Origin of the sequence: Pseudomonas ekonensis (genome assembly GCF_019145435.1) — a bacterium.
In the GTDB taxonomy this organism is placed as follows: Bacteria; Pseudomonadota; Gammaproteobacteria; order Pseudomonadales; family Pseudomonadaceae; genus Aquipseudomonas; species Aquipseudomonas ekonensis.
The window spans coordinates 832,176-855,864 of the sequence record NZ_JAHSTS010000001.1 but is presented as its reverse complement, the minus strand read 5'-3'; the positions used below and the strand labels follow the sequence as shown (position 1 = coordinate 855,864).

Here is a 23,689-nt window from a genome sequence, read left to right as displayed (position 1 = left end):
TGACATCGCCTTCGCGGGCAAGCCCGCTCCCGCAGGTCTTGTGCGCGACGCGGTCAATGTGGGAGCGGGCTTGCCCGCGAAGGCGTCAGCATGGCCGCCGCAAGTCAGTTCAGTGAAAGGGATGCTCAGGGCTGTCGATCGGCTTGAGCCCATGCCTGCGCCACAACTGCCCGTACCCTTGCACCACGAACCCGCCGCTGCGCGCCACCCACTGCGCCCGGCGCATCCGGTAGGCCTCGGGCAGGTCGTACCACGCCAGCTTCGGCAGGTCATGGTGCACCAGGTGAAAGTTGAGGTTCAGGAACAGCCAGCGCCATGGCCATCCCGCTTCGTTGAGCACCGTGCGCTGCTCCGGACGCTCGTGCGGGCGGTGTTCGTAGTAGGAGCGGATCATGGCCACCGACAGCGCCGGCACGCTGATCAGCAACAGGTAATGCCACACCGGCAACACGCTGCAACGGGCGATGAACACCAGCATCAGCACGGTCAGGGCGCCATGGGTCAGCCACATGCGCCAGGCCTGGAGATCGCCGCGCCTGAGGCGGTCCAGCTCTTCGCCGGCCAGCGCCAGCAACGCCAGCGGCGCGCCGAGGATGAAGCGGCCGAGCACGGTCTTGTTCAGCCAGTGCAGGCTGCGCCCGAGCAGCGAACTGCCGCGCCAGCGTTCGGCACTCAGGTAGCGGCTTTCGGGATCGATGCCGGGCACGGTCAGGTCTTCGTCGCGATGGTGCAGCAGGTGGCTGTCGCGGTAGAGGGTGTACGGATACCAGACCGCGAACGGCGCATAGCCCAGCAGCTTGTTCAGCGCCACCGAGCGGGTCGGGTGGCCGTGGAGCAGTTCGTGCTGCACCGACAGCCACAGCACCAGCAACGGGATCAGCAGCGCGGTGCTCCAGCCGAGGCCGAGCCAGCCGCTGCCCAGCATCACGGCGAACCAGGCACCGTAAACGCCGATCAGCAACAGCCAGGTCGGCCATTCGGTGCGGGCGGTGAAGCGTCGGCGCAGGGCTTCGATCTGCTGGCGATGGTCATCGTCGAAATAGTGGGGCATGGCAGGGCTCGGCACAGGATTCACCTTCTTCTGTGCAACGGGCCCCGCCAATCTTGCAGATTATTTTTCCGAGGATGCGCGCCGTATAATCCGCCCCTTTCGCCAGCCCGGTGCCCCACCATGCCCGACACCCTGTACGCCCGGCTCGACGCCCTGTCCTGGCCGCTGATGAACAAGTTCTACCGCGCCCACGGCTCGTCGATGAAAGCGGTGCGCGAAGCGCAGCTGTGGGTGGCCCGGCGTGAAGAGATCGTCGCTGCGCTGTGCCTGCGGCCGGTGGCCGGCGGGCACTGGCTGACCGGCTTGTTCGTTGCGCCCGACTGCCGCGCACAGGGCCTCGCGGCCAGGCTGACGGGCGAGGCGGTGAACGGTCTGGATGAACCGGTGTGGCTGTTCTGCCATCCGGATTTGCGGGGTTTCTACGAGCGGCAGGGGTTCAGCGTCGACACCGCCCTGCCCTACGCCCTGGCCGAACGCCTGAGCCGCTATGCGCGCAGCAAGCCGATGATTGCGATGGGGCTTGAGCCGCGCCGAAGCTGACCGGTCGGGATTCTCATGCAGGCGCCAGCCTGCTGGCTCCTGCAGATCCGGAATCAGTCGTCGGCGCTGGGATCGAGGTCCGGGAACATCACCTCGGTGAAACCGAACTTGCTGAAATCGGTGATGCGCGACGGGTACAGCCGGCCGATCAGGTGGTCGCACTCATGCTGCACCACCCGCGCATGGAAACCCGACGCCGTGCGCACGATCGGCTGGCCCTTGGGGTCGACGCCTTCATAGCGGATCCGCTGATAGCGGTCCACCGCGCCACGCAGGCCGGGCACCGACAGGCAGCCCTCGAAGCCCTCTTCCGTCAGCGGACTCAACGGCGTGATCAGCGGGTTGATCAGGATCGTCTGCGGCACCGCTTCGGCGTCCGGGTAACGCTCGCTGCGCTCGAAGCCGAAGATCACCAGCTGCAGGTCGACGCCGATCTGCGGCGCCGCCAGCCCGACGCCGCCGACGCTTTCCATGGTCTGGAACATGTCGTCGATCAATTGCCACAGTTCAGGGGTGTCGAACATCTCGGCCGGCACCGGCGGCGCGATGCGCAGCAGGCGCTCGTCGCCCATCTTCAGGATTTCACGGATCATGGTCAGGCTTCGTCTGCGTTCGGCTTGAGCGAATGGTCGCGCCCCAGGCCGGAAACGTGTTGTTTGGGATGTTCGGCGAGTTCGCCGGGGACTCGCTCGCCCGGATCCTTGCCCTCGCTGGACATGTGTTCGATCACCGCGTTCATCTCCGCGCCGAGCAGCAGCACCGCCGAGGAAATGTAGAAGTACAGCAACAGCACGATGATCGCACCGATGCTGCCATACATCGCGTTGTAGTTGGCGAACGTCTTGACGTAGAACGCGAAGCCCAGGGAGGCGACGATCCAGACCACCACCGCCAGCACCGAGCCTGGGGTGATGAAGCGGAACTCCTGCTTGACGTCGGGCATCACGTAGTAGATGACCGCCACGGCGACCATCATCAGGATCACGATCACCGGCCAGCGGGCGATCGTCCACACCGTGACGACCTCTTCCTCCAGCCCCACCTGCGACGCGATCCAGCCCATCACCTGGGGCCCGAGCACCATCAGCGCGGCGGCCACCAGCAGCATCCCGGCGATGCCGACGGTGTAGATGACCGAGAGCGGAAAGCGCTTCCAGATCGGCCGGCCCTCGACGACGTCGTAGGCGGCGTTCATCGCGCTCATCATCAGCCGCACACCGGCGGACGCGGTGTACAGGGCGATCACGATACCCACCGAGAGCAAGCCGCCCTTGGACTGCTGCAGTTGGTCGATCACCGGATTGACCTGCTCCAGCGCCTGGGGCGGCAGCACCAGTTCCGATTGCAGGCGCAGCCAGGAAAAGAAGTCCGGCAGGTGCAGGAAACCGATCAGGGCGATCAGGAACAGGATGAACGGGAACAGCGAGAACAGCATCTGGTAGGCCAGCGCCGAGGCATAGGTCGACATCTCGTCGGCGATGAATTCAGTGACCGTGCGCACCATCACCCGGTGCAGGGGCAGACCTTTCATGTCCGGAAAAATCATTCGCGTCTCCTTTCGCCGCAAACAGGTTCAAGTCGTGGCGACTCAGGGGCCGTGCTCTTTCATCAAGGTAGCTTACTTGGCGCCGTTGAAACACCGTGTTCCGTGACCGCATGTGAACGGCACAAAAAACGGCCATCCTTGGATGGCCGCCGGGGTGAATCGTTCAAGGCCGGGTCACGCCTTGTCGACACCTTTCTTGATCGCGTCCTTGGCCTTGCCTATCGCTTGCTGGGCTTCGCCTTTCTTTTCCTGAAGCTTGCCTTCGGCCTGCAGACGCTGGTTGTCGGTGGCCTTGCCGACGCCTTGCTTGACGTTGCCGACCGCTTCGTTGGCCATGCCTTTCACTTTATCGCTCGTGCTGCCCATGGTGATTCTCCTTGGAACATTGACGGGGAAAGTCATTACGCAATGGTGGACTGACCGGGTTCGCCCAAGGTTTCATTTATTTTCGGCGGCATTCATTCGTCGCGCCGGGCATGCCGGGCTTTATGTTTGCCGGGTTTGCCCCGAGAATGCCCACCTGACGGGCGCCACGCGCCCAAGACCGACCCGCAGGATTCCCATGAAACTCGACAAACCGCAGGCCATCGCCCGAATCAACCAGCAACTGGGCGGTGCCGTGCTCGGCGTCAACAACTGCCACTTCACCGAACTGAACCGCAACCGCAACATCTGGTGGTTCGACATCCCGATGTCGCGCCTGGCGATCGGCCAATACCCGTGGATCCATCTGCTGATGCACAACCCGGCCACCGACGAACTGCTGCACGTGAAGGTGCCGACCGCGTTCCTGCGCGAACAGCTCGACGGCCTGGTGGTGCGCAACCAGGGCAAGCGCAAGGCCGCCCTGAGCCTGGAACTGAGCGCCGACAAGGATTCGTTCCTGCAGGACATGCGCCCGGCGGGCACGAACGTGAACTTCGCCAGGTTCCGTCAGTAAGGCAGCTCCCTCGCCGCAGCAGCCGGCGACCGGCGAAAAAAAGCCCCGCATCTGCGGGGCTTCTTGTTTACGCGGCGCTGGCGTTCTTGGCCTTGATCTTCTTGAGCTCTTCGTCGCGCAGTTCGCGGCGCAGGATCTTGCCGACGTTGGTGGTCGGCAGCGAATCGCGAAACTCCACCGAACGCGGCACCTTGTAGCCGGTGACGTTGGCGCGCATGTGCTCCATCACCTGTTCCTTGGTCAGGGTGACGCCCGGACGCGCGACGATGAAAATCTTGATCGCCTCGCCCGACTTCTCGTCAGGGATGCCGATGGCCGCGCACTGCAGCACGCCCGGCAGGGTCGCCAGCACGTCTTCCAGCTCGTTCGGGTACACGTTGAAGCCCGAGACCAGGATCATGTCCTTCTTGCGGTCGACGATGCGCATGTAGCCGTCCGGCTGGATCAGCGCGATGTCGCCGGTCTTGAGCCAGCCTTCGCTGTCGAGGATCTCGTCGGTGGCCTCCTGGCGCTGCCAGTAGCCCTTCATCACTTGCGGGCCCTTGACGCACAGCTCGCCGATCTCGCCCATCGGCTGCTCGACGCCAGCATCGTCGACGACCTTGCACAGGGTCGACGGCACCGGAATGCCGATGGTGCCGATCTGGATGTTCTGGATCGGGTTGACCGTGGCCACCGGGCTGGTTTCGGTCATGCCGTAGCCTTCGCAGATCGGACAGCCGGTGACCGCTTTCCAGCGCTCGGCCGCCGCCAGCTGCAGGGCCATGCCGCCGGACAGGGTGACCTTCAGCGCCGAGAAGTCCAGCTTGCGGAAGCCTTCGTTGTTGCACAGCGCCACGAACAGGGTGTTGAGGCCGACGAAACCGCTGAACTTCCACTTCGACAGTTCCTTGACCATCGCCGGCAGGTCGCGCGGGTTGCTGATCAGGATGTTGTGGTTGCCGATCAGCATCATCGCCATGCAATGGAAGGTGAACGCGTAGATGTGGTACAGCGGCAGTGGCGTGATCAGGATCTCGCAGCCCTCGTTGAGGTTGGAGCCCATCAGCGCCTTGCACTGCAGCATGTTCGCCACCAGGTTGCGGTGGGTCAGCATTGCGCCCTTGGCTACGCCGGTGGTGCCGCCGGTGTACTGCAGCACGGCCACGTCGCCGCTGGCCGGGCTGGCTTCGGCCACCGGCTGGCCCAGGCCCTTGCTCAGCACGTCGTTGAACTTGACGGCCTTGGGCAGGTGATAGGCCGGCACCATCTTCTTCACGTACTTGATGACGCTGTTGATCAGCAGGCGCTTGAACGGCGACAGCAGGTCGGCGACCTCGGTGACGATGACGTGCTTGACGCCGGTCTTGGGCACCACGGCCTCGGCCAGGTGGGCCATGTTCGCCAGGCACACCAGGGCCTTGGCGCCGGAGTCGTTGAACTGGTGTTCCATCTCCCGCGCGGTGTACAGCGGGTTGGTGTTGACCACGATCAGCCCGGCGCGGATGGCACCGAAGACGGCCACCGGGTACTGCAGGACGTTGGGCAACTGCACGGCGATTCGATCACCGGGCTGCAAATCGGTATGCTGTTGCAGGTACGCGGCAAAGGCACCGGACAATTCGTACAGTTCACCGTAGGTGATCGTCTTGCCCAGGTTGCTGAAAGCCGGTTTGTCGGCGAAGCGCTGGCAGGACTGCTTCAGCACTGCCTGAATATTCGGGTACTCGTCTGGATTGATGTCGGCAGCAATTCCAGCGGGGTACTTATCCTTCCAAAAGTCTTCGATCATGGAAGCCCACTCCTCAGCAACGCGAATTCAACACCGCATTCGATGCGATTGTTATTGGTGTGTGTTTATTGTGGTGAGTCTGGCTTTTCTTCAAGGCCGAGAAGTCACAAAGCGCGCCGAGAGTAGCAGCTTTGCCAAGGGGCGACTAGAGCCAAAAGTGGTCGCCACAGTCATTTAAATGACTCAAGACCTGCTAAAAGTCATTTTAGAGCAAAAAACCTATACACCCTTGAAAGCCCCGGTTTTCGGGGACATCTCTTGAAAAACCGCGAGCAGGATCGCTCCTGCAGAAGCGTCCATGCCTCTGTAGGAGCGAGCCTGCTCGCGATGGCGCCAGACGCAGCCCGTCAGGCGATGTCCCGCAGTTCCCGCCGCAGGATCTTGCCGACCGGGGTCATCGGCAGCGACTCGCGCAGCACGATGTGCTTGGGCACCTTGTAGGCGGTGAAATTCTCTTTGCAGTACGCCTTGAGCTCCTCCAGGCTCACGCCGGTTTCCCGAGCCACCACAAACAGCTTCACCGCCTCGCCGGAACGCTCGTCCGGCACGCCGATCACCGCGCAGTTGGCCACCTTCGGGTGCGCCATCACCACGTCTTCGATTTCGTTGGGGTACACGTTGAAGCCCGAGACGATGATCATGTCCTTCTTGCGGTCGACGATGCGCACGAAGCCGTCGGGATCGATCACCGCGATGTCGCCGGACTTGAACCAGCCGTCGGCGTCCAGCACCTCGGCGGTGGCCTCGGGCTTGCGCCAGTAGCCTTTCATGATCTGCGGCCCCTTGATGCACAGCTCGCCGCGCTCCCCTGTCGCCTGCTCGACGCCTGCGTCGTCGATGACCTTCAAGGTGGTGCCCGGCACCGGCAGCCCCACCGTGCCCAGCCGCGACTGGTCACCATAAGGGTTGGTGCAGGCCACCGGCGAGGTTTCGGTCAGGCCGTAGCCCTCGGTGATGCGGCAACCGGTGAGCTGTTCCCAGCGCTCGGCGGTGGCCTTGACCAGCGCGGTGCCGCCGGAGTTGGTGAGCTTGAGGCTGGAGAAATCCAGGGTCTTGAAGTCCGAATGGTCCATCAGCGCGACGAACAGGGTGTTGAGCCCCAGCAGCGCCGAGAAGCGCCAGTTCTTCAGTTCCTTGATGAAGCCGCCGATGTCCCGCGGATTGGTGATCAGCACGTTGTGGTTGCCGGAGACCATCATGCACATGCAGTTCGCCGTGAAGGCATAGATGTGGTACAGCGGCAGCGGCGCGATCATCACTTCCTGGCCTTCGCGCAGCAGCGGCTGGCCGTCGCCGCCGAGCTGGGCCAGGCACGCACGCACCTGCTGCATGTTGGCCACCAGGTTGCCGTGGGTAAGCATCGCGCCCTTGGCCAAACCGGTGGTGCCGCCGGTGTACTGCAGCACGGCGATGTCGTCCAGGCCGACCTTCAGCGGCTTGATGCCCAGGCCCCGGCCCAGGCGCAGCGCGCTCTTGAACGACAGCGCCTGGGGCAGCGAATAGGCCGGCACCATCTTCTTCACCTTGCTGACCACTGTATTGACCAGCCAGCCCTTGGCGGTGGGCATCAGGTCGCCCATCTTCGCTTCGATCAGGTACTGGATGTCGGTGTCCGCCAGCACTTCCTGCACCTTCTGGCCGAACATGTTCAGGTACACCAGCGCCCGGGCGCCGGAGTCCTTAAACTGGTGACGCATCTCCCGAGCGGTGTACAGCGGGTTGGTGTTGACCACGATCAGCCCCGCCCGCAAGGCGCCGAACACGGCGATCGGATAATGCAGGACGTTGGGCATCTGCACCGCGATGCGGTCCCCCGGCACCAGATCGGTGTGCGCCTGCAGGTAGCCGGCGAACGCCGCGCTGTGACGTTCGAGCTCGGCGTAGGTCAGGGTCACGCCCATGTTGCTGAACGCCGGGCGGTCCGCGAATTTCTTGCAGGAACGCTCGAACACCTCGATCACCGACTTGAACTCACCCGCGTCGATGTCCAGGGGCACGCCCGCCGGGCGTTTGTCATTCCAGAAATCAGGTTGCATTGTTCTTGTCCTCTTTACCTGAGCCGTTCCGGGGCCGCCTCTCTGTCACTTTTGAATGCGCAGCGCGAAAAGCGGGGCTCCCCGGACACTAGCAGCTATGGTCAATCAGGCAAATACGGGCAGCGTCCTCATTGATCCCGTGAATCTTGCGGCCGTGGCGCGGGCGGATCGGACGCGCTATACAATGCAACGACCTCGAACCGGGCAGCTCTGCAAAGGAATCGCCATGATCCACGACACCTTCTGGCTGGACGCGAATGACCGCACCCGCCTCTTCGTCAACCATTGGCTGCCCGCCGCGCCGCTGAAGGCGGTGATCCTGCTGGCCCACGGCATGGCCGAACACAGCGCCCGCTACGCCCGGCTGGCGGATCGGTTGTGCGCCGAAGGCTACGGCGTGTACGCGCCGGACCTGCGCGGACATGGCAAAACCGCCGATTCCGGCACCCTCGGGCATTTCGCCGACGACGACGGCTGGTGCAAGGTGGTCGGCGACCTGGCCAGCCTCAACCAGCACATCGGCCAGGCCCACCCCGACGTGCCGATCGTGCTGCTCGGCCACAGCATGGGCAGCTACCTGGCCCAGGCCTACCTGCTGCACCACAGCGCCAGCCTGCACGGGGCGATCCTCAGCGGCTCGAATTTCCAGCCCGTGGCGCTGTACCGCGCGGCGCGGCAGATCGCTCGCCTGGAGAAGCTGCGCCAGGGCGCCAAGGGCCGCAGCGCGCTGATCGAATGGCTGTCGTTCGGCTCGTTCAACAAGCGCTTCAAGCCCGCGCGCACCGCCTTCGACTGGTTGAGCCGCGATCCGGCCGAAGTCGACAAATATGCCGCCGATCCGCTGTGCGGGTTCCGCTGCACCAACCAGCTGTGGATCGACCTGCTCGGCGGGTTGCAGCAGATCAGCAAAGCGTCCAATCTCGCCCAGATCGATCCGGGCCTGCCGCTGCTGGTGATCGGCGGCGAATGTGATCCGGTGAGCGAAGGCAAGCGTCTGACTGATCTGGCCGACGCCTTGCGCGCGGCCGGCAGCCAGAACCTGCAACTGAAGATCTATCCGCAGGCGCGGCACGAATTGTTCAACGAGACCAACCGCGACGAAGTGACCGCCGATGTGCTGGCCTGGATCGACCAGGCCCTGAGCCATCGCCGGCCGCACCGGTCCGAGTAATCTTTCTGGATTCACCCCATCCGTCACAGGAACCGAAACCGATGACCCAGGTTACCAACATCCCTTACGAAGCCCTTGAAGTCGGCCAGACCGCCAGCTACAGCAAGACCGTCGAAGAGCGCGACATCCAGCTGTTCGCCGCGATGTCCGGCGACCACAACCCGGTGCACCTGGACGCCGAGTTCGCCGCCGCCAGCATGTTCAAGGAGCGCATCGCCCACGGCATGTTCAGCGGCGCGCTGATCAGCGCCGCCGTCGCCTGCGAACTGCCTGGGCCCGGCACCATCTACATCGGCCAGCAGATGAGCTTCCAGAAGCCGGTGAAGATCGGCGACACCCTGACCGTGCGCCTGGAGATCCTCGAGAAGCTGCCGAAATTCCGCGTGCGCATCGCCACCCGCGTCTTCAACCAGCGCGACGAACTGGTGGTGGACGGCGAAGCCGAGATCCTGGCGCCGCGCAAGCAGCAGACCGTGACGCTGCCGACCTTGCCGGCGATCAGCATCGGCTGAAACGGCACGACCCAAAACAATGCGGGAGCGAGCCTGCTCGCGAATGAGGTCTGACAGTCGATATCGATGCTGACTGTTCCGACGCCATCGCGAGCAGGCTCGCTCCCACTGTTTTGGCTTCAGCCGCGCAGGCTCAAGAGCGCGCACGGGCCTGGTTGCGCAGGGCCTTCACCTGATCGTGATTGCGCTGCACGCCATGGTACTGGCGTTCGACCAGGTCGCGGATGCCCACCAGATTGTGCTTGTTGATCTTGTCGATGGCGTCCCGGTACGCCTTCAGGGCGTGATCCTCGCCGCGTTCGGCTTCATTGAGCACCGCCTCTTCATCCTTGCCGGTGAACATCGCCTTGACGTCTACCCAGCGGCGGTGCAGATCGCCGCTGACGCTGGTGGAGGTTTCCGGGTCGCCGCCCATCGAACGCACGGTCGCCTGCAGTTCGGCGGCGGCCGTGGCGCAGTCGCCGGAGCGTTTGACGAACAGCGCCTTGAGTTCAGGATGCTTGATGTCTTCGGCACAGGTCTTGAATCCTTCCTGACCGTCCTTGCTGGTTTCGATCAGATCGTTGAGTACGGAGATGGCCTCTTTGTTCATGTCGGTCATTTTTCAGTTCCTCGCGTTCGATGGAAGATGCAAGGAGGTGTTGCAGCGGCCGTGCCAGCGCCAAACCCCGAACTAACCTAGTTAAAATCAACTAGTTACGAATAGCGGCCAAATCTGTATCCCCTTTATTTGCATGATCTGTCATTTGGCCTGCATGCAGAATGCCTGTATTTTCCAAACCGAACCGAATCCGGATCTACCCCCGATGAACCCTGAGAAACTCGAACTGCTGATCACCCGCGAAATGCCTTTCGGCAAGTACAAGGGACGCATCATCGCCGACCTGCCCGGCCCGTACCTGAACTGGTTCGCCCGCGAGGGCTTCCCGAACGGCGAGCTCGGCGGCCTGCTGGCGTTGATGCACGAAATCGATCACAACGGACTGTCGGACCTGCTTGAACCGCTGCGCGCCAAACACGGCAAACCCGCCCCGCGCCATTGAGGCGCCCTCCCTGATGCGAGCCGACCATGCCCGATAACACCCGCCGCGCCCGAGACGAAGCCTTCTGGCAAACCTTCGCCGACCGCTACGACGTCCAGCCCGGCCCCATCAACCTGGAGAACGGCTACTTCGGACGCATGTCGCGCACCGTGGTCGAGGAATACCAGCGCAACATCGAGCTGATCAACAACAGCAACTCGGTCTACGTGCGCCAGCGATTCGAGCAGCACGACAGCCTCGAGATCCGCGCGCAACTGGCCGAGCTGATCGGCGTGCGGGCACAGAGCGTCGCCTTCACCTGCAACGCCACCGCCGCCCTGCAGTCGCTGATCCGCAACTACAACCTGTTGCGGCCGGGCGATCAGGTGCTGATCAGCGACCTGGAGTACGACACGGTCAAGAGCGCCATGCGCTGGCTCGCCGGCAGCCGCGGGGTCGAGGTGGTCGAGATCGGGCATGCGCACCCGGCCAGCTTCGACGGACTGCTGGCGACGTACCGCGAAGCGTTCATCCGCCACCCTAACCTCAAGCTGATGGCGCTGACCCACGTCACCCACCGCACCGGCCTGGTGATGCCGGTACAGGCCATCGCCGCGCTGGCGAAGGAGCATGGGGTGGACATCATCCTCGACGGCGCCCATGCCCTCGGCCAGATCGATTTCGACCTCGAGGCGCTGGGCATCGCCTTTGCCGGCTACAACCTGCACAAGTGGATCGGCTCGCCGCTGACCCTCGGTTTCCTCTACGTCGCCCCGCAACGCCTGGCCGACATCGACCCGGACATGGCTGAAGCGCACTTCCCGGTCACCGACATCCGCTCGCGCACCCCCTACAGCACCCCGAACTTCCCGGCGCTGATGACCCTGCCCCTGGTGTTCGAGGAACACCGGGCACTGGGCGGCGCGCCCGCCAAGGGCGCACGGCTCAACCACCTGCGCGACCTGTGGGTCAAGGCCGTGCGCAACCTGCCGGGCATCGAAGTGATGACCCCGGACGATCCGCGCCTGTACTGCGGCATCACCTCGATGCGCTTCACCCGTCACCCCGACCAGCAGGTGCTGGTGGAGCGCCTGCTCAACGAGTTCAACCTGTTCACCGTGGCGCGCAACGGCTCGGCGTGCGGCCCGTGCATCCGCATCACGCCGGGGCTGACCACCACCGCAGCCGACATGCAGCGCTTGATCGTCGCCCTCAACGAGCTGCGCTGACCTCCTGCACGGTGTACTTGTCGAAGTCTTCGGGCTTGATCTGCGTCGACGCCGCAAAGGTGTCGATGCCGATCGTCAAATGGCCGAAGAACCCGTCTTCGTGACCGTCGCGCCCCACCGGCCAGACGGTCAGCGTCGAGGCCTCGTCGCCCCTGCCGCTGTAGCAGGCATCCTGGTCGTTGCCCAGGGGCGACGAGGCACGCCCGCGACAGGCCTTGGCGTTGAGCACCGCCCGGGAAACGACCTCGGGAAAGCACAGTTGGCCGACCCAGGCGACGTGGCGTTCGTCCAAATACGCGTGGCCGCTGACGATGCGCACCGCCACATGAATGTGCAACGTGCGCCCGGCGTAGAGGTCGGGGTAGAGGGTGGTGAAGCGCACCTGCCCCCTGGGGTCGCTGAACTGGCTGCCGCGCAGGTAGGTGTCGTCGGTGCGCGGGACCGAACCGACGGCCTGCGCATCGACCTCCACGTCCGGGCCGACCCGGCTCCAGCCGGAATAGGCGCCCCGGGCGTTGCAGTGCCAGATGTCCACCAGCGCACCGTTGACCGGCTCGCCGGTCATGGCGTCGACGATGGTCAGGCGCAGCAGCAACGGCAGGCCTTCGGCGCCTTCGCTGATGTTGCGCCGCAACAGCTTCGGATTGCGGAGGTACGGCCCGGCGACTTGCTCGGGGGCCAACTGGTAGACCGTGCAAGACGACGGCGCTGAAGACTGATCATCCATGACGCGTTCTCCTTTGCGTAAGAAGCACGCAGGTTAGCGCCGCTGGTGATCGGTCGTGCGGTAACTATGTATCGCGGCATGTATCGCGGCATGTATCGCGGCATGTGTTCGCGGGATGTGCCCCGCCGCTTTTCGCCGGGCAAAAAAAAACGGTGCACCGACCAAGTGCACCGTAAAGCCGTAGAACACACAACGAAGTGTCGGGTGAAGCGAAATCAGTCCAGCAGCGCCAGGGCCTCGGCGGTGCATTCCTGAATGCGGGCCCAGTCGCCGTTCTTGACCCACTCCGGATCAAGCATCCAGCTGCCGCCCACGCACATGACGTTCTTCAGCGCCATGTAGCTCTTGATGTTGGCCGGCCCCACGCCGCCGGTCGGGCAGAATTTCACTTCGCCGAACGGGCCGCCAAGGGCCTTGATCGCCGCCACGCCACCGCTGACTTCGGCCGGGAACAGCTTGAAGCGGCGGTAGCCCAGGCCATAGCCTTCCATGATGCCGGAGGCGTTGCTGATGCCCGGCAGCAGCGGCACCGGGCTGGCGACGCTGGCTTCGAGCAGGTCGCGGGTGATGCCCGGCGTGACGATGAACTGCGAACCGGCGGCTTCGGCGGCGGCCAGCATGTGCCGGTCGAGCACGGTGCCGGCACCGGTCACCAGCTCAGGGCGCTGTTCGCGCAGGATCTGGATCGCCTTGAGGCCGAACTGCGAACGCAGGGTCACTTCCAGCGCCGTCAGGCCGCCGGCGGCCAGGGCGTCGGCCAGCGGCAGCACGTCCTGTTCGCGGGCGATGGTGATCACCGGCAGGATCCGCGCCTTGGCGCAGAGGCTGTCGATCAGGGCAACTTTGTCCGCCATGGAAACGGTCGGGGATGGGTTTGTCATAGCGGCTGTTCCTTGGCTCATGGGCACCAGTAGATCTCTAACGTGGGTTGCAGAAACGCGCGGACCGGCATGGCGGCGACATCGTCGCCGGCCACTGCGGCGTTCAGGGTGGCCAGTTTCGACTGGCCGGAAATCGACAGAATCTTGTGCCTGGCCGAAGCCAGCAGCGCACGGCTCATGGTCAGGCGCTGACGCGGCACGCTCGGCGCCAGCATCGGCCAGCAACGGCGGGTGCCGTCGGCCTGCAAGGCTTGGGCAAGGTTCGGGCTGTCGGGGAACAGCGAGGCGGTGTGCCCGTCGTCGCCCATGCCCAGCACCAGCACATCGATGGCCGGCAGCTCGCCGAGCAGGCGGTCGGCCTGTTCGGCCGCCTGCTCGACGCTGGCGGCAGCGCTGTAGAGGCTCAGGAACTGCGCCTTGGCCGCCGGCCCCTTGAGCAGGTACTGCTTGAGCAGGCCGGCGTTGCTGTCGGCGTGTTCCACCGGCACCCAGCGCTCGTCGGCCAGGGTCACGGTCACGTTCGCCCAGTCCAGTTCCTGCTTGGCCAGGTGCTGGAAGAACGCCACCGGGCTGCGCCCGCCGGACACCACCAGCACCGCGTGGCCACGGGCGGCGACGGCATCGCTCAGTTGCCTGGCCACGCTCAGCGCCAGGCCTTCGGCCAGCAGCACCGGGCTCTTGAAGGCATGGGCGCTGACGCCCGCCGGCAGTTTCACATCAGATATCGCCATACCACGACCTCCCGTCCCGCGTGATCAGTGCGATGGAGCTCATCGGCCCCCACGACCCGGCCGCATACGGCTTGGGCGCATCGCCGGACTTCTTCCACCCGGCGATCAGCTGGTCGCACCACTTCCACGCGGCTTCGATTTCATCTTTACGGACAAACAGGTTTTGGTTGCCGTTCATCACTTCCAGCAACAACCGCTCGTAGGCGTCGGGGATCCGCGCGCTGCGCCAGGTGTCGGAGAAATTCAGCTGCAGCGGCCCGCTGCGCAGTTGCATGCCCTTGTCCAGGCCTTGGTCCTTGGTCATCACACGCAGGGAAATGCCTTCGTCCGGCTGCAGGCGGATGATCAGTTTGTTGCTGATCTGCAGGCGCTGCTCCGGCGCGAAGATGTAGTGCGACGGTTCCTTGAAGTGGATGACGATCTGCGACAGCTTCTGCGGCATGCGCTTGCCGGTGCGCAGGTAGAACGGCACGCCGGCCCAGCGCCAGTTGCGGATGTCGGCACGCAGGGCGACGAAGGTCTCGGTGTCGCTCTGGGTGTTGGAATTGGGTTCTTCGAGGTAGCCCGGCACGGACTTGCCTTCGCTGTGGCCGGCGATGTACTGGCCGCGCACCACCTGGGTGGTCAGGCCTTCCGGGCTGATCGGCGCCAGGGCCTTGAGCACCTTGACCTTCTCGTCGCGGATGCTGTCGGCGGACAGGTCGGCCGGCGGGTCCATGGCGATCAGGCAGAGCAATTGCAGCAGGTGGTTCTGGATCATGTCCCGCAGCTGGCCGGCCTTGTCGAAGTAGCCCCAGCGGCCCTCGATGCCGACCTTCTCGGCCACGGTGATTTCCACGTGGGAGATGTAGTTCTGGTTCCACTGGGTCTCGAACAGGCTGTTGGCGAAACGCAGGGCGATCAGGTTCTGGACGGTCTCTTTGCCCAGGTAGTGGTCGATTCGGTAGGTGCGGTTCTCCGGGAAGAACTGGGCCACGGCGTCGTTGACCTTGCGCGAGGACTCAAGGTCCGAGCCGATCGGCTTCTCCAGCACCACGCGGGTGTTCTGGGCCAGGCCGACCTTGGCCAGGTTCTCGCAGATCGCGCCGTACACCGCCGCCGGGGTGGCGAAGTAGGCGATCATGCGTTGCGCGGTGCCGGCCGCCTCGGCCAGCGCCTCGTAGTCTTCGGCCTTGAGGAAGTCGACGTGCAGGTAGCTCAGGCGCGCCAGGAAGCGCTCGGCCACCGCCTCGTCCAGCTCCTTGCCCACGTAGCGGCGCAGCTCGGCGGCGATGAACGCCAGGTGCTGCTCCACGGTGCCGGCTTCACGGGCCAGCGCAATGATGCGCGTGTCCTCGTGCAGCAGGCCGGCGCCGTCCAGGTGGTAAAGGGCAGGAAACAGCTTGCGCAGGGCCAGGTCGCCGAGGGCGCCGAACAAGGCAAAGGTGCACGGTTCTACCGTAATCGAAGGCATGATGTTTGTTCTTTTATCAAGTTAAGCTACAAATACCTTTTTTCAAGGCATCACTCAAGGGAAAATGTAGTAATAACCACAACATTTTCGCAAAATGCAGATTCCGAGTGGTGGTCGATCGGAGCCGACAGTAGGATAGGCCACCGTCACGGGCCGCATCAAAGGCCCAATTTGCATAGCCGCGCGCCTACCGGTGCCGGTGAATTAGGAACCCCATATGGACCGCGTGCGAAATTTACTGGAACAGATCCAGAGTCGCCTTGAAGAGCTGAACAAGGCCGAACGCAAAGTCGCCGAAGTGATCCTGCTCAACCCACAGCAGGCTACCCGCTTCAGCATCGCCGCCCTCGCCCAGGCGGCCTCGGTCAGTGAACCGACCGTCAACCGCTTCTGCCGCTCGTTCGGCGTCAGCGGCTACCCCGAACTCAAGCTGCAACTGGCCCAGAGCCTGGCCAGCGGCGCCGCTTACGTCAGCCGTGCCGTGGAGGCCGACGACAACCCCGAGGCCTACACGCAAAAGATCTTCGGCAGCGCCATCGCCTCGCTGGACAGCGCCTGCCAGGCCCTGGACCCGAACCTCATCAGCCGCGCCGTCGACATGCTGATCCAGGCCCGGCAGATCCACTTCTTCGGCCTCGGCGCCTCGGCCCCCGTGGCGCTGGATGCGCAGCACAAGTTCTTCCGCTTCAACCTGGCGGTCTCCGCCCACGCCGACGTGCTGATGCAGCGCATGATCGCGTCGGTGGCGCACACCGGCGAGCTGTTCGTGATCATTTCCTACACCGGACGCACCCGCGAACTGGTGGAAGTGGCGCGCATCGCCCGGGAGAACGGCGCCTCGGTGCTCGGCCTGACCGCCGAGAACTCGCCGCTGGCCAAGGCCAGCACCCTGAGCCTGAACATTCCGCTGCCGGAAGACACCGACATCTACATGCCGATGACCTCGCGGATCATTCAGCTGACCGTGCTGGACGTGCTGGCGACCGGCATGACGCTGCGCCGCGGGGTGGATTTCCAGCCGCACCTGCGCAAGATCAAGGAAAGCCTGAACGCGAGCCGCTATCCGGTGGGCGACGAGTTCGACTGATCCGGATCTTCAGTGGCTGTCCCGCCCCCATCGCGGGCAAGCCCGCTCCCACGGGGAGCAGTGGCGCCAAGCAAACGGTGGGACACAGCTTTCTCGCGATGGCGTCAGCGACGGCACCGCAGGTCAGTTGCTCCCACATTTGGAATACATTCCCTGTGGGAGCGGGCTTGCCCGCGATGAGGCCAGAGACAGCGCCGCAAACCCGAACTAGGCCGCCGCCCAGGCCTGCAGACTCAAGTGCGCCTTCTCCCCCGGCGCCAGATGCAGGCTGTCGGTGCCTCCCGCCGCCGCTTCCACGCAGACGAACTCCGCCACCTCATCCCAGCTCACCCCCAAGAGCGGCCGCGAGCCCGGATGCCACACCACGGTGTCGGCGCTCTCGCCGGTGTCGATGCGCAGCTCGCGCTGCCAGGCGTGATCCTTGAGCTGCAGTTCGCCGTCGTGCTGGAACACCCGCTGGCAGCCGCCATCGACCCGCAGTTCGCCTTCCTGCTGGCAAGCCTCGCGGCTCAGCTGGTCGTAGCCCTGCGCCCCCTCCAACCCAGACAGCGCTATCTCACTCACGTCGCCAATGCGCCAGTAAGCGTGCAACGCCTGGCTCAACTGGCACGGCATGTCGTCCTGGTGCTCGGTGCTCAGGCGCAAGTCCATGCGCTCGCCCAGGTGCGCATGCAGGTCCACCTGCCAGTCGCACAACTGCAGTCGCCAGTGCAGGCGCACGCCGTCTTCGGCGCTGGCGCTGTCGAGCAGCTTCCAGTCCAGCAACCGCGCCCAGCCATGGGACGGCCAGGCGTTCTCGCTCGGATGACGGCCGTACCACGGCCAGCACACCGGCACCCCGCCGCGGATCGCACCGACGTGCGGCCACTTCGCCGCGCACCACAGCCACGGTTTCTGTCCGCGCGGCTGAAAGTGCAGCAGCTGCGCGCCCTGACGACTGAACACCGCCTGGCACAGCGGATGGTCGATCACCAGCACGTCGCGCATCTGATAGCGCTCCCAGGCGAACACCGGCCGTTCGCGCAGGGATCTGAAGAAGCGTTGCAGCGGATGCTCATGCATGGGCCACGGTCCTGAAAATCACGTCTCACAGGGCGGCGCCGGCCCCAAAAAAAAGCGGACAGCCTGGGCCGTCCGCAAATATGCGCACATGGAGAGGAGCTTATCGCAGACGCGTCAGAACACCGACTGAATTTTCAGGCCGGCGACCAAAGCGTTGTCGACTTCATCCACACCGCCCGGATGGGTGATGTACTGCAGGTTGGGACGCACGGTCAGCCAGTTGGTGACGTGGAAGCCGTAGTTGATCTCGTAGTTGTATTCGGTTTCGCGCAGCGGCGAGAACACCGGGTTGTCGTAGTCCGAGACGCCGTTGGCGACGTTGAGCAGCTCGGCGTTCTTCTTCACGTCGTCGTTGACGTGGATGCGCGCGAAGCCGATGCCCACGTCATCCTTGGGACGCGCGTCGAACGGCCCCTTGTAGACAAACATCAGCGACTGGTAGTTGTCGATGAAGTTGGTGTCCTTGTCGTGGAAGGTGGCGTTGGCCGCGATGTTCAGGCCACGGGACGCGTCGCCGTTGTGGCTGGTGAGCTGCTGCTGGGCCACGAACCAGTAGCCGTGCTTGCTGCTGTGCACGCGGTAGGCGTCGCCGGTGGTCGCGGCGTCCAGGCCGTTGTCGTCCTCACGCACGTCGTTGGCGTCGGCGGTGGACTTGTAGTAACCCACGCGGTATTCGCCCGGCAGGCCGTTGACCTTCGGCGACCAGACCAGCTCGACCGGCAGCACGGTGCCGGCGGTGCCGCTGCCGCTGAGCTTGAAGCCGTTGCCGTGCTCCAGCTGCGACGGGTTCTGGTTGTAGGCGCCGATCTGCGCATACAGCTCGTCGTTGATGTTGTACTTCACGCGGATCGCCGCCTGGCTGACCGGCCAGTTGTACCAGATGTTGGTCGCCCAGTTGCCCACCTGAGAGCCGCAGAACGCCAGGTTCTGGAATTCGCACGGGAAGGTGTTGAAGTCTTCGCCTTCGCCGAAGTAACCGGCCTTGATGTCGAGCTTGTTGTCGAAGAACTGGTGCTGGATCCACAGCTGGGTCAGACGCACCATGTGGCCGCGGCCGTAGACTTCCTGCGAGGAGCTCAGGGTGCCGGCGCGCGGGTCGCCGATGCGGTCGTTGGAGATGTTTTCGCCGTTGCGGTTGGTCAGCTGGATCTTGGCCTGGGTGTTGTCCCAGCCCCACAGCTTCTGCAGGTCCAGGGCCACGCCCAGACCGAACTGGTCGCTGTAGCGGCCGGTCTTGTCGTCGTTGTAGCCGCCGTGCAGGTTGGCGCCCATTTCACCGACGTAGTCCATCTTGATGTCGATGCCTTGCTCGATCAGCTTGGTGCGCTCGCCGCCCCAGTCGCCGGTCATCCACTTGGAATCGGAGCTGAACGCATCGGCGGCCATCGCGTTGCCGGCCAGCACCAGTGCGGCGGCGGCCGACATCCGGCAGATCAAACGGGCATTGACGTGTTTCATTTTCATCCCTACATCCTCGTCTTTATTGTTATTAACTGTTTTTTTCCAACGCGGTTTACACCCCTGCGGGAACGGGCTTGCCCGCGCCCGCATTTGTTCTTCAGCGCCCCTTGAACCGGGCGACGTTCGCCGAATGCGCTTCGGCCTTCGCAACGCCCGCCGACCCCAGGCGCTCCCCGGTCCGGGCATCGAACAGCAGTACCTTGGCCGGATCGAACTGCAGGGTCAGGGTCTCGCCCACCTGCGGCGCCACGTCCGGCGCCAGGCGGCAGCAGACCTTGGTGTCGTTGAGGTTGACGAACACCAGGGTGTCCGGACCGGTGGGCTCGGTGACCTGCACTTGCGCCCGGATGCTCGGCGCGCCGCTGGCGTCGCCGTTGGCCAGGGCGATCTGCTCCGGACGCAGGCCGAGGATCACTTCGCGGTCCTCAAGCCCGGCGTCCTGCACGCCCAGCGGCAGTTCGCAGCGGGCCTGGCCGCTGTCGAGCAGCGCCACCAGCCGGCCGTCCTTGCGTTGCAGGCGCAGCGGGATGAAGTTCATCGGCGGCGAACCGATGAAGCTGGCCACGAACTGGTTGGCCGGGTCGTTGTAGATCTCCTTCGGCGTGCCGAACTGCTGGATGATCCCGTCCTTCATCACCGCCACCTTGTCGCCCAGGGTCATGGCCTCGATCTGGTCGTGGGTCACGTAGACCGTGGTGGTCTTGAGGCGCTGGTGCATCAGTTTCATTTCGGTGCGCATCTCGACCCGCAGCTTGGCGTCGAGGTTGGACAGCGGCTCGTCGAACAGGTAGATCTTCGGCCGCCGCGCCAGCGCCCGGCCCATCGCCACGCGCTGCTGCTGGCCGCCGGAGAGCTGGCCCGGCTTGCGGTTGAGCAGGTGCTCGATCTGCAGCAGCTTGGCGACCCGGGCCACTTCCTCGTCGATGGCCGGCTGGCTCATCTTGCGGATCTTCAGGCCGAACTCGATGTTCTCGCGCACGTTCATGGTCGGGTACAGCGCGTAGGACTGGAACACCATGGCGATGTCGCGGTCCTTGGGGCTCATGCCGCTGACGTCCTGGTCGCCGATCATGATCGCGCCGCCGGTGATGGTCTCAAGGCCGGCGATGCAGTTCATCAACGTCGACTTGCCGCAGCCCGAAGGCCCGACGAGGATCAGGAACTCACCGTCCTTGATCGACAGTTCGATGTTCTTCAGGGTGTCCGGCAGGCCGGCGCCATAGGTCTTGTTTACATTGCGAAGTTCGAGCGTAGCCATGATTACCCCTTGACCGCGCCGGCCGTCAGCCCGCGCACGAAATACTTGCCTGCGACCACATAGACCAGCAGGGTCGGCAGCCCGGCGATCATCGCCGCTGCCATGTCAACGTTGTATTCCTTGACCCCGGTGCTGGTGTTGACCAGGTTGTTCAGCGCCACCGTGATGGGCTGCGAATCGCCGCTGGAGAACACCACGCCGAACAGGAAGTCGTTCCAGATCTGGGTGAACTGCCAGATCAGGCAGACCATGATGATCGGGGTGGACATCGGCAGGATGATCCGCCGGAAGATCGTGAAGAACCCGGCGCCGTCCAGCCGCGCCGCCTTCACCAGCGCATCGGGGATGGTCACGTAGTAGTTGCGGAAGAACAGCGTAGTGAACGCCAGGCCGTAGACCACATGGATGAACACCAGGCCCGTGGTGGTGCTGGCCAGGCCCATCTTGCCGAGGGTGAACGAGGCCGGCAGCAGGACGGTCTGGAACGGCAGGAAGCAGCCGAACAGCAGCAGGCCGAAGAACAGTTGCGAGCCGCGAAAGCGCCACATCGACAGCACATAGCCGTTGAGCGCGCCGATGGCGGTGGAGATCAGCACCGCCGGAACGGTGATCTTGATCGAGTTCCAGAAATAGCCGTCCACCGTGCCCCAGGCCTTCACCCAGCCGATGCCGCTGACCACGGCCGGCCAGCTCAGGAGGTTGCCGGTGCTGATGTCTTCCGGCGTCTTGAAGCTGGTCAGCAGCATGACCACCAGCGGCACCAGGTACAGCACCACGGCCAGCAGAAGCACCGCGTGGATGGCGATGCGGCTCAGGCTGACGGAAGGTTTGTCGGCGAGGTTAGTCATGGCGCTTGGTCCTCAGCTCGGAATACAGGTACGGCACGATGATCGCGAGGATCGCGCCGAGCATCAGGATGGCGCTGGCCGAGCCCATGCCCATCTGGCCGCGGCTGAAGGTGAACGAGTACATGAACATCGCCGGAAGGTCCGAGGAGTAGCCCGGGCCGCCGGCGGTCATCGCCGCCACCAGGTCGAAGCTCTTGATCGCGATGTGGGCCAGGATCATCACGGCGCTGAAGAACACCGGACGCAGGCTCGGCAGCACGACTTTCCAATAGATGGTCGGCATGCTCGCGCCGTCGATCTGGGCGGCGCGGATGATCGACTGGTCGACGCCGCGCAGGCCCGCCAGGAACATCGCCATGATGAAGCCCGAGGCTTGCCACACCGCCGCGATCACCAGGCAATACACCACGCGGTCAGGGTCGATCAGCCAGTCCAGGCGAAAGCCTTCCCAGCCCCAGTCGCGCAGCAGCTTGTCCAGGCCCATGCCGGGGTTGAGCAGCCATTTCCACGCCGTGCCGGTGACGATCATCGAGAGCGCCATCGGGTACAGGTAAATGGTGCGGATGAACCCTTCGCGGCGGATGCGCTGATCCAGGAACACCGCCAGCAGCACGCCGATCACCAGTGTGATGCCGATGAACAGGCCGCCGAACACCGCAAGGTTCTTGCTCGCCACCCACCAGCGGTCGTTGTCGAACAGGCGCGCGTACTGCGCCAGCCCCGCCCATTTGTAGGTCGGCAGGAACGTCGAGGTGGTGAACGACAGGACGAACGTCCACAGGATGTAACCGTAGAAGCCCACCAGCACGATGAACATGCTCGGCGCCAGCACCAGCTTGGGGAGCCAGCGCTGCAACGCATCGAACGGCGAGGCCTTGCTGAACACAGCAACAGAACTCATGGGAAGATCCAGTTAGGGGAGGAGGACAGCTGCAAGCTGCAAGCTACAAGCGGCAAGTGGCACAAGGCTTGAAGCTTGAGGCTTGCAGCTTGCAGCTTGCAGCTACGACCTACTTGGCCGACTTGACGGCGGTGCCCAGCTTCTTGGCCGCGTCGGCCGGGTCGGCTTTCGGGTCGTTGATGTAGTTGGTCACCACATCGAAGAACGCGCCCTGCACCGCCAGCGTGGTCGCCATGTTGTGCGCCATGCTCGGCTGCAGGCCGCCGGTCTTGGCGTCCGCCAGGAAGTCCTTGGCGGCGGTCTGGGCGCAGGAGTCGAAACCGAACTTGCCCATGTCGGCCAGCATGTCGTTGCGCACCGGGATCGAACCCTTGTTGATGCTGAAGACCTTCTGGAAGTTCTCGCCCAGCACCACCTTGGCGATGTCCTGCTGGCCGGCCGCGGTGCCCGCGTCCTTCTGCTTGAACACGGCCAGGGAGTCGATGTTGTAGGTGAAGGCCTTGTCGGTGCCCGGGAAGGCCACGCACTCGTAGTCCTTGCCGGCGACTTTCTTGGCCGCGGTCCATTCGGACTTGGCCCAGTCACCCATGATCTGCATGCCGGCCTTGCCGTTGATGACCTTGGCGGCTTCCAGGTTCCAGTCCTGGCCTTTGCCGTCGGCGTCCATGTAGGTCGCGACCTTCTTCAGCTCGGTCAGGGCCTTGACCATCTGCGGGCCGGTCAGGGCCGCGTCGTCGAGGTCCACCAGGGCCTTCTTGTAGCCGTCCACGCCCATGACCGAGAGCACCACCGCTTCGAACACGGTGCTGTCCTGCCATGGCTGACCGCCGTGGGCCAGCGGAATGAAGCCGGCGGCCTTGAGCTTGTCGCCGGCGGCGTAGAACTCTTCGAGGGTGGTCGGGGCCTTTTCGATACCCGCTTTCTTGAAGACTTCCGGGTTGATCCACAGCCAGTTGACGCGGTGGATGTTCACCGGCACGGCCACGTAGTCGCCTTCGAACTTCACGGTGTCGGAGACTTTCTTGTCGAGCAGGCTGTCCCACTTCTCGGCCTTGGCGACGTCCTTGAGCACGTCGGTGTCGAGCAGGCCGGTGGAGGCCCAGTCCTGGATGTCCGGGCCTTTGATCTGGGCCACGCCCGGCGGGTTGCCGGCCACTGCGCGGCTTTTCAGGACGGTCATGGCGGTCGCGCCGCCACCGCCGGCCACGGCGCCGTCCTTCCAGGTAAAGCCGTCTTTTTCGACCTGGGCCTTGAGCACATCGACCGCTGCCTTCTCGCCGCCGGACGTCCACCAATGCACGACTTCCACCGAACCTTTGGATTCGGCGGCGGAAACACTCAGAGGGAGCGCAGCGAGCGGGAACAGGGAGGCAACAGAAATGACAGTGGCGAGGCGAGAAATCGCATTCATCTGAGAGGTACCTTTCTTGTTGTTATGCATGCAAGTCTGGAGCTTGCGCTG

General features: G+C 64.3%; 24 protein-coding genes. 7 read left to right on the top strand and 17 right to left on the bottom strand.

Going from position 1 to position 23,689, the window contains the following annotated elements; genetic code table 11:
- Positions 1–109: 109 nt before the first annotated feature.
- Positions 110–1,051 (bottom strand): fatty acid desaturase, encoded by a 942-nt coding sequence (locus KVG96_RS03890; RefSeq protein WP_217890888.1) that lies wholly within the window; start codon positions 1,049–1,051, stop codon positions 110–112.
- Positions 1,052–1,171: 120 nt separating this feature from the next.
- Between KVG96_RS03890 and KVG96_RS03885 the strand changes: the two genes are divergently transcribed.
- Entirely contained in the window at positions 1,172–1,591 is a 420-nt protein-coding gene (locus KVG96_RS03885) for a GNAT family N-acetyltransferase (protein ID WP_217890887.1), read from the top strand.
- A gap of 53 nt (positions 1,592–1,644) precedes the next feature.
- On the opposite strand, the gene def is transcribed toward KVG96_RS03885, so the two are convergent.
- The 3 genes from def to KVG96_RS03870 form a co-directional block, all read right to left on the bottom strand.
- On the bottom strand, positions 1,645–2,184 hold the full coding sequence (def, locus tag KVG96_RS03880) for a peptide deformylase (RefSeq protein ID WP_217890886.1): 540 nt from the start codon (positions 2,182–2,184) through the stop codon (positions 1,645–1,647).
- Between the two features lie 2 nt (positions 2,185–2,186).
- Positions 2,187–3,137 carry a YihY/virulence factor BrkB family protein gene (locus tag KVG96_RS03875; protein WP_217890885.1) on the bottom strand — a complete coding sequence of 317 codons (951 nt, stop codon included), beginning with the start codon at positions 3,135–3,137 and terminating at the stop codon, positions 2,187–2,189.
- A gap of 174 nt (positions 3,138–3,311) precedes the next feature.
- The gene (locus KVG96_RS03870) at positions 3,312–3,503 is read right to left on the bottom strand and encodes a CsbD family protein (RefSeq protein WP_217890884.1); all 192 of its coding nucleotides are present in this window, start codon (positions 3,501–3,503) and stop codon (positions 3,312–3,314) included.
- 196 nt (positions 3,504–3,699) lie between these two features.
- Here KVG96_RS03870 and KVG96_RS03865 point away from each other — a divergent pair, with 196 nt between their 5' ends.
- On the top strand, positions 3,700–4,077 hold the full coding sequence (locus tag KVG96_RS03865) for a hypothetical protein (RefSeq protein WP_217890883.1): 378 nt from the start codon (positions 3,700–3,702) through the stop codon (positions 4,075–4,077).
- Positions 4,078–4,144: 67 nt separating this feature from the next.
- Here the strand turns inward: KVG96_RS03865 and fadD1 are convergent, their stop codons facing one another.
- Together fadD1 and fadD2 are read right to left on the bottom strand one after the other, a co-directional pair.
- A complete protein-coding gene (gene fadD1 / locus KVG96_RS03860) occupies positions 4,145–5,848 on the bottom strand; it encodes a long-chain-fatty-acid--CoA ligase FadD1 (RefSeq protein ID WP_217890882.1) in 1,704 nt (567 codons plus the stop codon).
- A 347-nt stretch (positions 5,849–6,195) separates the two neighbouring features.
- A complete protein-coding gene (gene fadD2, locus KVG96_RS03855; protein WP_217890881.1) occupies positions 6,196–7,884 on the bottom strand; it encodes a long-chain-fatty-acid--CoA ligase FadD2 in 1,689 nt (562 codons plus the stop codon).
- 226 nt (positions 7,885–8,110) lie between these two features.
- On the opposite strand from fadD2, the gene KVG96_RS03850 reads away from it, so the two are divergent.
- Together KVG96_RS03850 and KVG96_RS03845 are read left to right on the top strand one after the other, a co-directional pair.
- On the top strand, positions 8,111–9,055 hold the full coding sequence (locus tag KVG96_RS03850; protein ID WP_217890880.1) for an alpha/beta hydrolase: 945 nt from the start codon (positions 8,111–8,113) through the stop codon (positions 9,053–9,055).
- 41 nt (positions 9,056–9,096) lie between these two features.
- Positions 9,097–9,567, top strand: coding sequence for a MaoC family dehydratase (locus tag KVG96_RS03845; protein WP_003227420.1), 471 nt, complete (start codon positions 9,097–9,099; stop codon positions 9,565–9,567).
- Positions 9,568–9,700: 133 nt separating this feature from the next.
- On the opposite strand, the gene KVG96_RS03840 is transcribed toward KVG96_RS03845, so the two are convergent.
- Positions 9,701–10,168, bottom strand: coding sequence for a ferritin-like domain-containing protein (locus KVG96_RS03840; RefSeq protein WP_217890879.1), 468 nt, complete (start codon positions 10,166–10,168; stop codon positions 9,701–9,703).
- Positions 10,169–10,373: 205 nt separating this feature from the next.
- On the opposite strand from KVG96_RS03840, the gene KVG96_RS03835 reads away from it, so the two are divergent.
- Positions 10,374–10,610: a DUF3820 family protein gene (locus KVG96_RS03835; RefSeq protein ID WP_085580565.1), complete on the top strand. Its 237-nt coding sequence runs from the start codon at positions 10,374–10,376 to the stop codon at positions 10,608–10,610.
- Between the two features lie 26 nt (positions 10,611–10,636).
- Positions 10,637–11,818 (top strand): aminotransferase class V-fold PLP-dependent enzyme, encoded by a 1,182-nt coding sequence (locus KVG96_RS03830; protein ID WP_217890878.1) that lies wholly within the window; start codon positions 10,637–10,639, stop codon positions 11,816–11,818.
- Here the strand turns inward: KVG96_RS03830 and KVG96_RS03825 are convergent.
- The 4 genes from KVG96_RS03825 to zwf form a co-directional block, all read right to left on the bottom strand.
- On the bottom strand, positions 11,802–12,545 hold the full coding sequence (locus KVG96_RS03825; RefSeq protein ID WP_217890877.1) for an intradiol ring-cleavage dioxygenase: 744 nt from the start codon (positions 12,543–12,545) through the stop codon (positions 11,802–11,804). The genes KVG96_RS03830 and KVG96_RS03825 overlap by 17 nt on opposite strands.
- A 215-nt stretch (positions 12,546–12,760) precedes the next feature.
- On the bottom strand, positions 12,761–13,426 hold the full coding sequence (locus KVG96_RS03820; protein ID WP_085580559.1) for a bifunctional 4-hydroxy-2-oxoglutarate aldolase/2-dehydro-3-deoxy-phosphogluconate aldolase: 666 nt from the start codon (positions 13,424–13,426) through the stop codon (positions 12,761–12,763).
- A 17-nt stretch (positions 13,427–13,443) separates the two neighbouring features.
- Positions 13,444–14,157 (bottom strand): 6-phosphogluconolactonase, encoded by a 714-nt coding sequence (gene pgl, locus KVG96_RS03815; RefSeq protein WP_217890876.1) that lies wholly within the window; start codon positions 14,155–14,157, stop codon positions 13,444–13,446.
- Entirely contained in the window at positions 14,144–15,610 is a 1,467-nt protein-coding gene (zwf, locus tag KVG96_RS03810) for a glucose-6-phosphate dehydrogenase (protein WP_085629565.1), read from the bottom strand. Before zwf ends, pgl begins: the two co-directional genes overlap by 14 nt.
- A gap of 226 nt (positions 15,611–15,836) precedes the next feature.
- On the opposite strand from zwf, the gene KVG96_RS03805 reads away from it, so the two are divergent.
- Complete coding sequence (locus KVG96_RS03805) at positions 15,837–16,697, top strand: MurR/RpiR family transcriptional regulator (RefSeq protein WP_170929938.1); 861 nt, start codon at positions 15,837–15,839, stop codon at positions 16,695–16,697.
- A 207-nt stretch (positions 16,698–16,904) separates the two neighbouring features.
- Here the strand turns inward: KVG96_RS03805 and KVG96_RS03800 are convergent, their stop codons facing one another.
- The 6 genes from KVG96_RS03800 to KVG96_RS03775 all read right to left on the bottom strand — a co-directional run bounded on the left by KVG96_RS03800 (position 16,905) and on the right by KVG96_RS03775 (position 23,638).
- Positions 16,905–17,759, bottom strand: coding sequence for a D-hexose-6-phosphate mutarotase (locus tag KVG96_RS03800; RefSeq protein ID WP_217890875.1), 855 nt, complete (start codon positions 17,757–17,759; stop codon positions 16,905–16,907).
- Between the two features lie 114 nt (positions 17,760–17,873).
- Complete coding sequence (locus KVG96_RS03795) at positions 17,874–19,223, bottom strand: carbohydrate porin (RefSeq protein ID WP_217890874.1); 1,350 nt, start codon at positions 19,221–19,223, stop codon at positions 17,874–17,876.
- A gap of 94 nt (positions 19,224–19,317) precedes the next feature.
- On the bottom strand, positions 19,318–20,478 hold the full coding sequence (locus KVG96_RS03790) for an ABC transporter ATP-binding protein (RefSeq protein ID WP_217890873.1): 1,161 nt from the start codon (positions 20,476–20,478) through the stop codon (positions 19,318–19,320).
- Between the two features lie 2 nt (positions 20,479–20,480).
- Complete coding sequence (locus KVG96_RS03785) at positions 20,481–21,326, bottom strand: carbohydrate ABC transporter permease (protein WP_085580544.1); 846 nt, start codon at positions 21,324–21,326, stop codon at positions 20,481–20,483.
- A complete protein-coding gene (locus KVG96_RS03780) occupies positions 21,319–22,227 on the bottom strand; it encodes a carbohydrate ABC transporter permease (protein ID WP_085580542.1) in 909 nt (302 codons plus the stop codon). The genes KVG96_RS03785 and KVG96_RS03780 overlap by 8 nt, the downstream gene beginning before the upstream one ends.
- Positions 22,228–22,336: 109 nt before the next feature.
- Positions 22,337–23,638 (bottom strand): ABC transporter substrate-binding protein, encoded by a 1,302-nt coding sequence (locus tag KVG96_RS03775; protein WP_085580540.1) that lies wholly within the window; start codon positions 23,636–23,638, stop codon positions 22,337–22,339.
- Between the last annotated feature and the right edge of the window lie 51 nt (positions 23,639–23,689).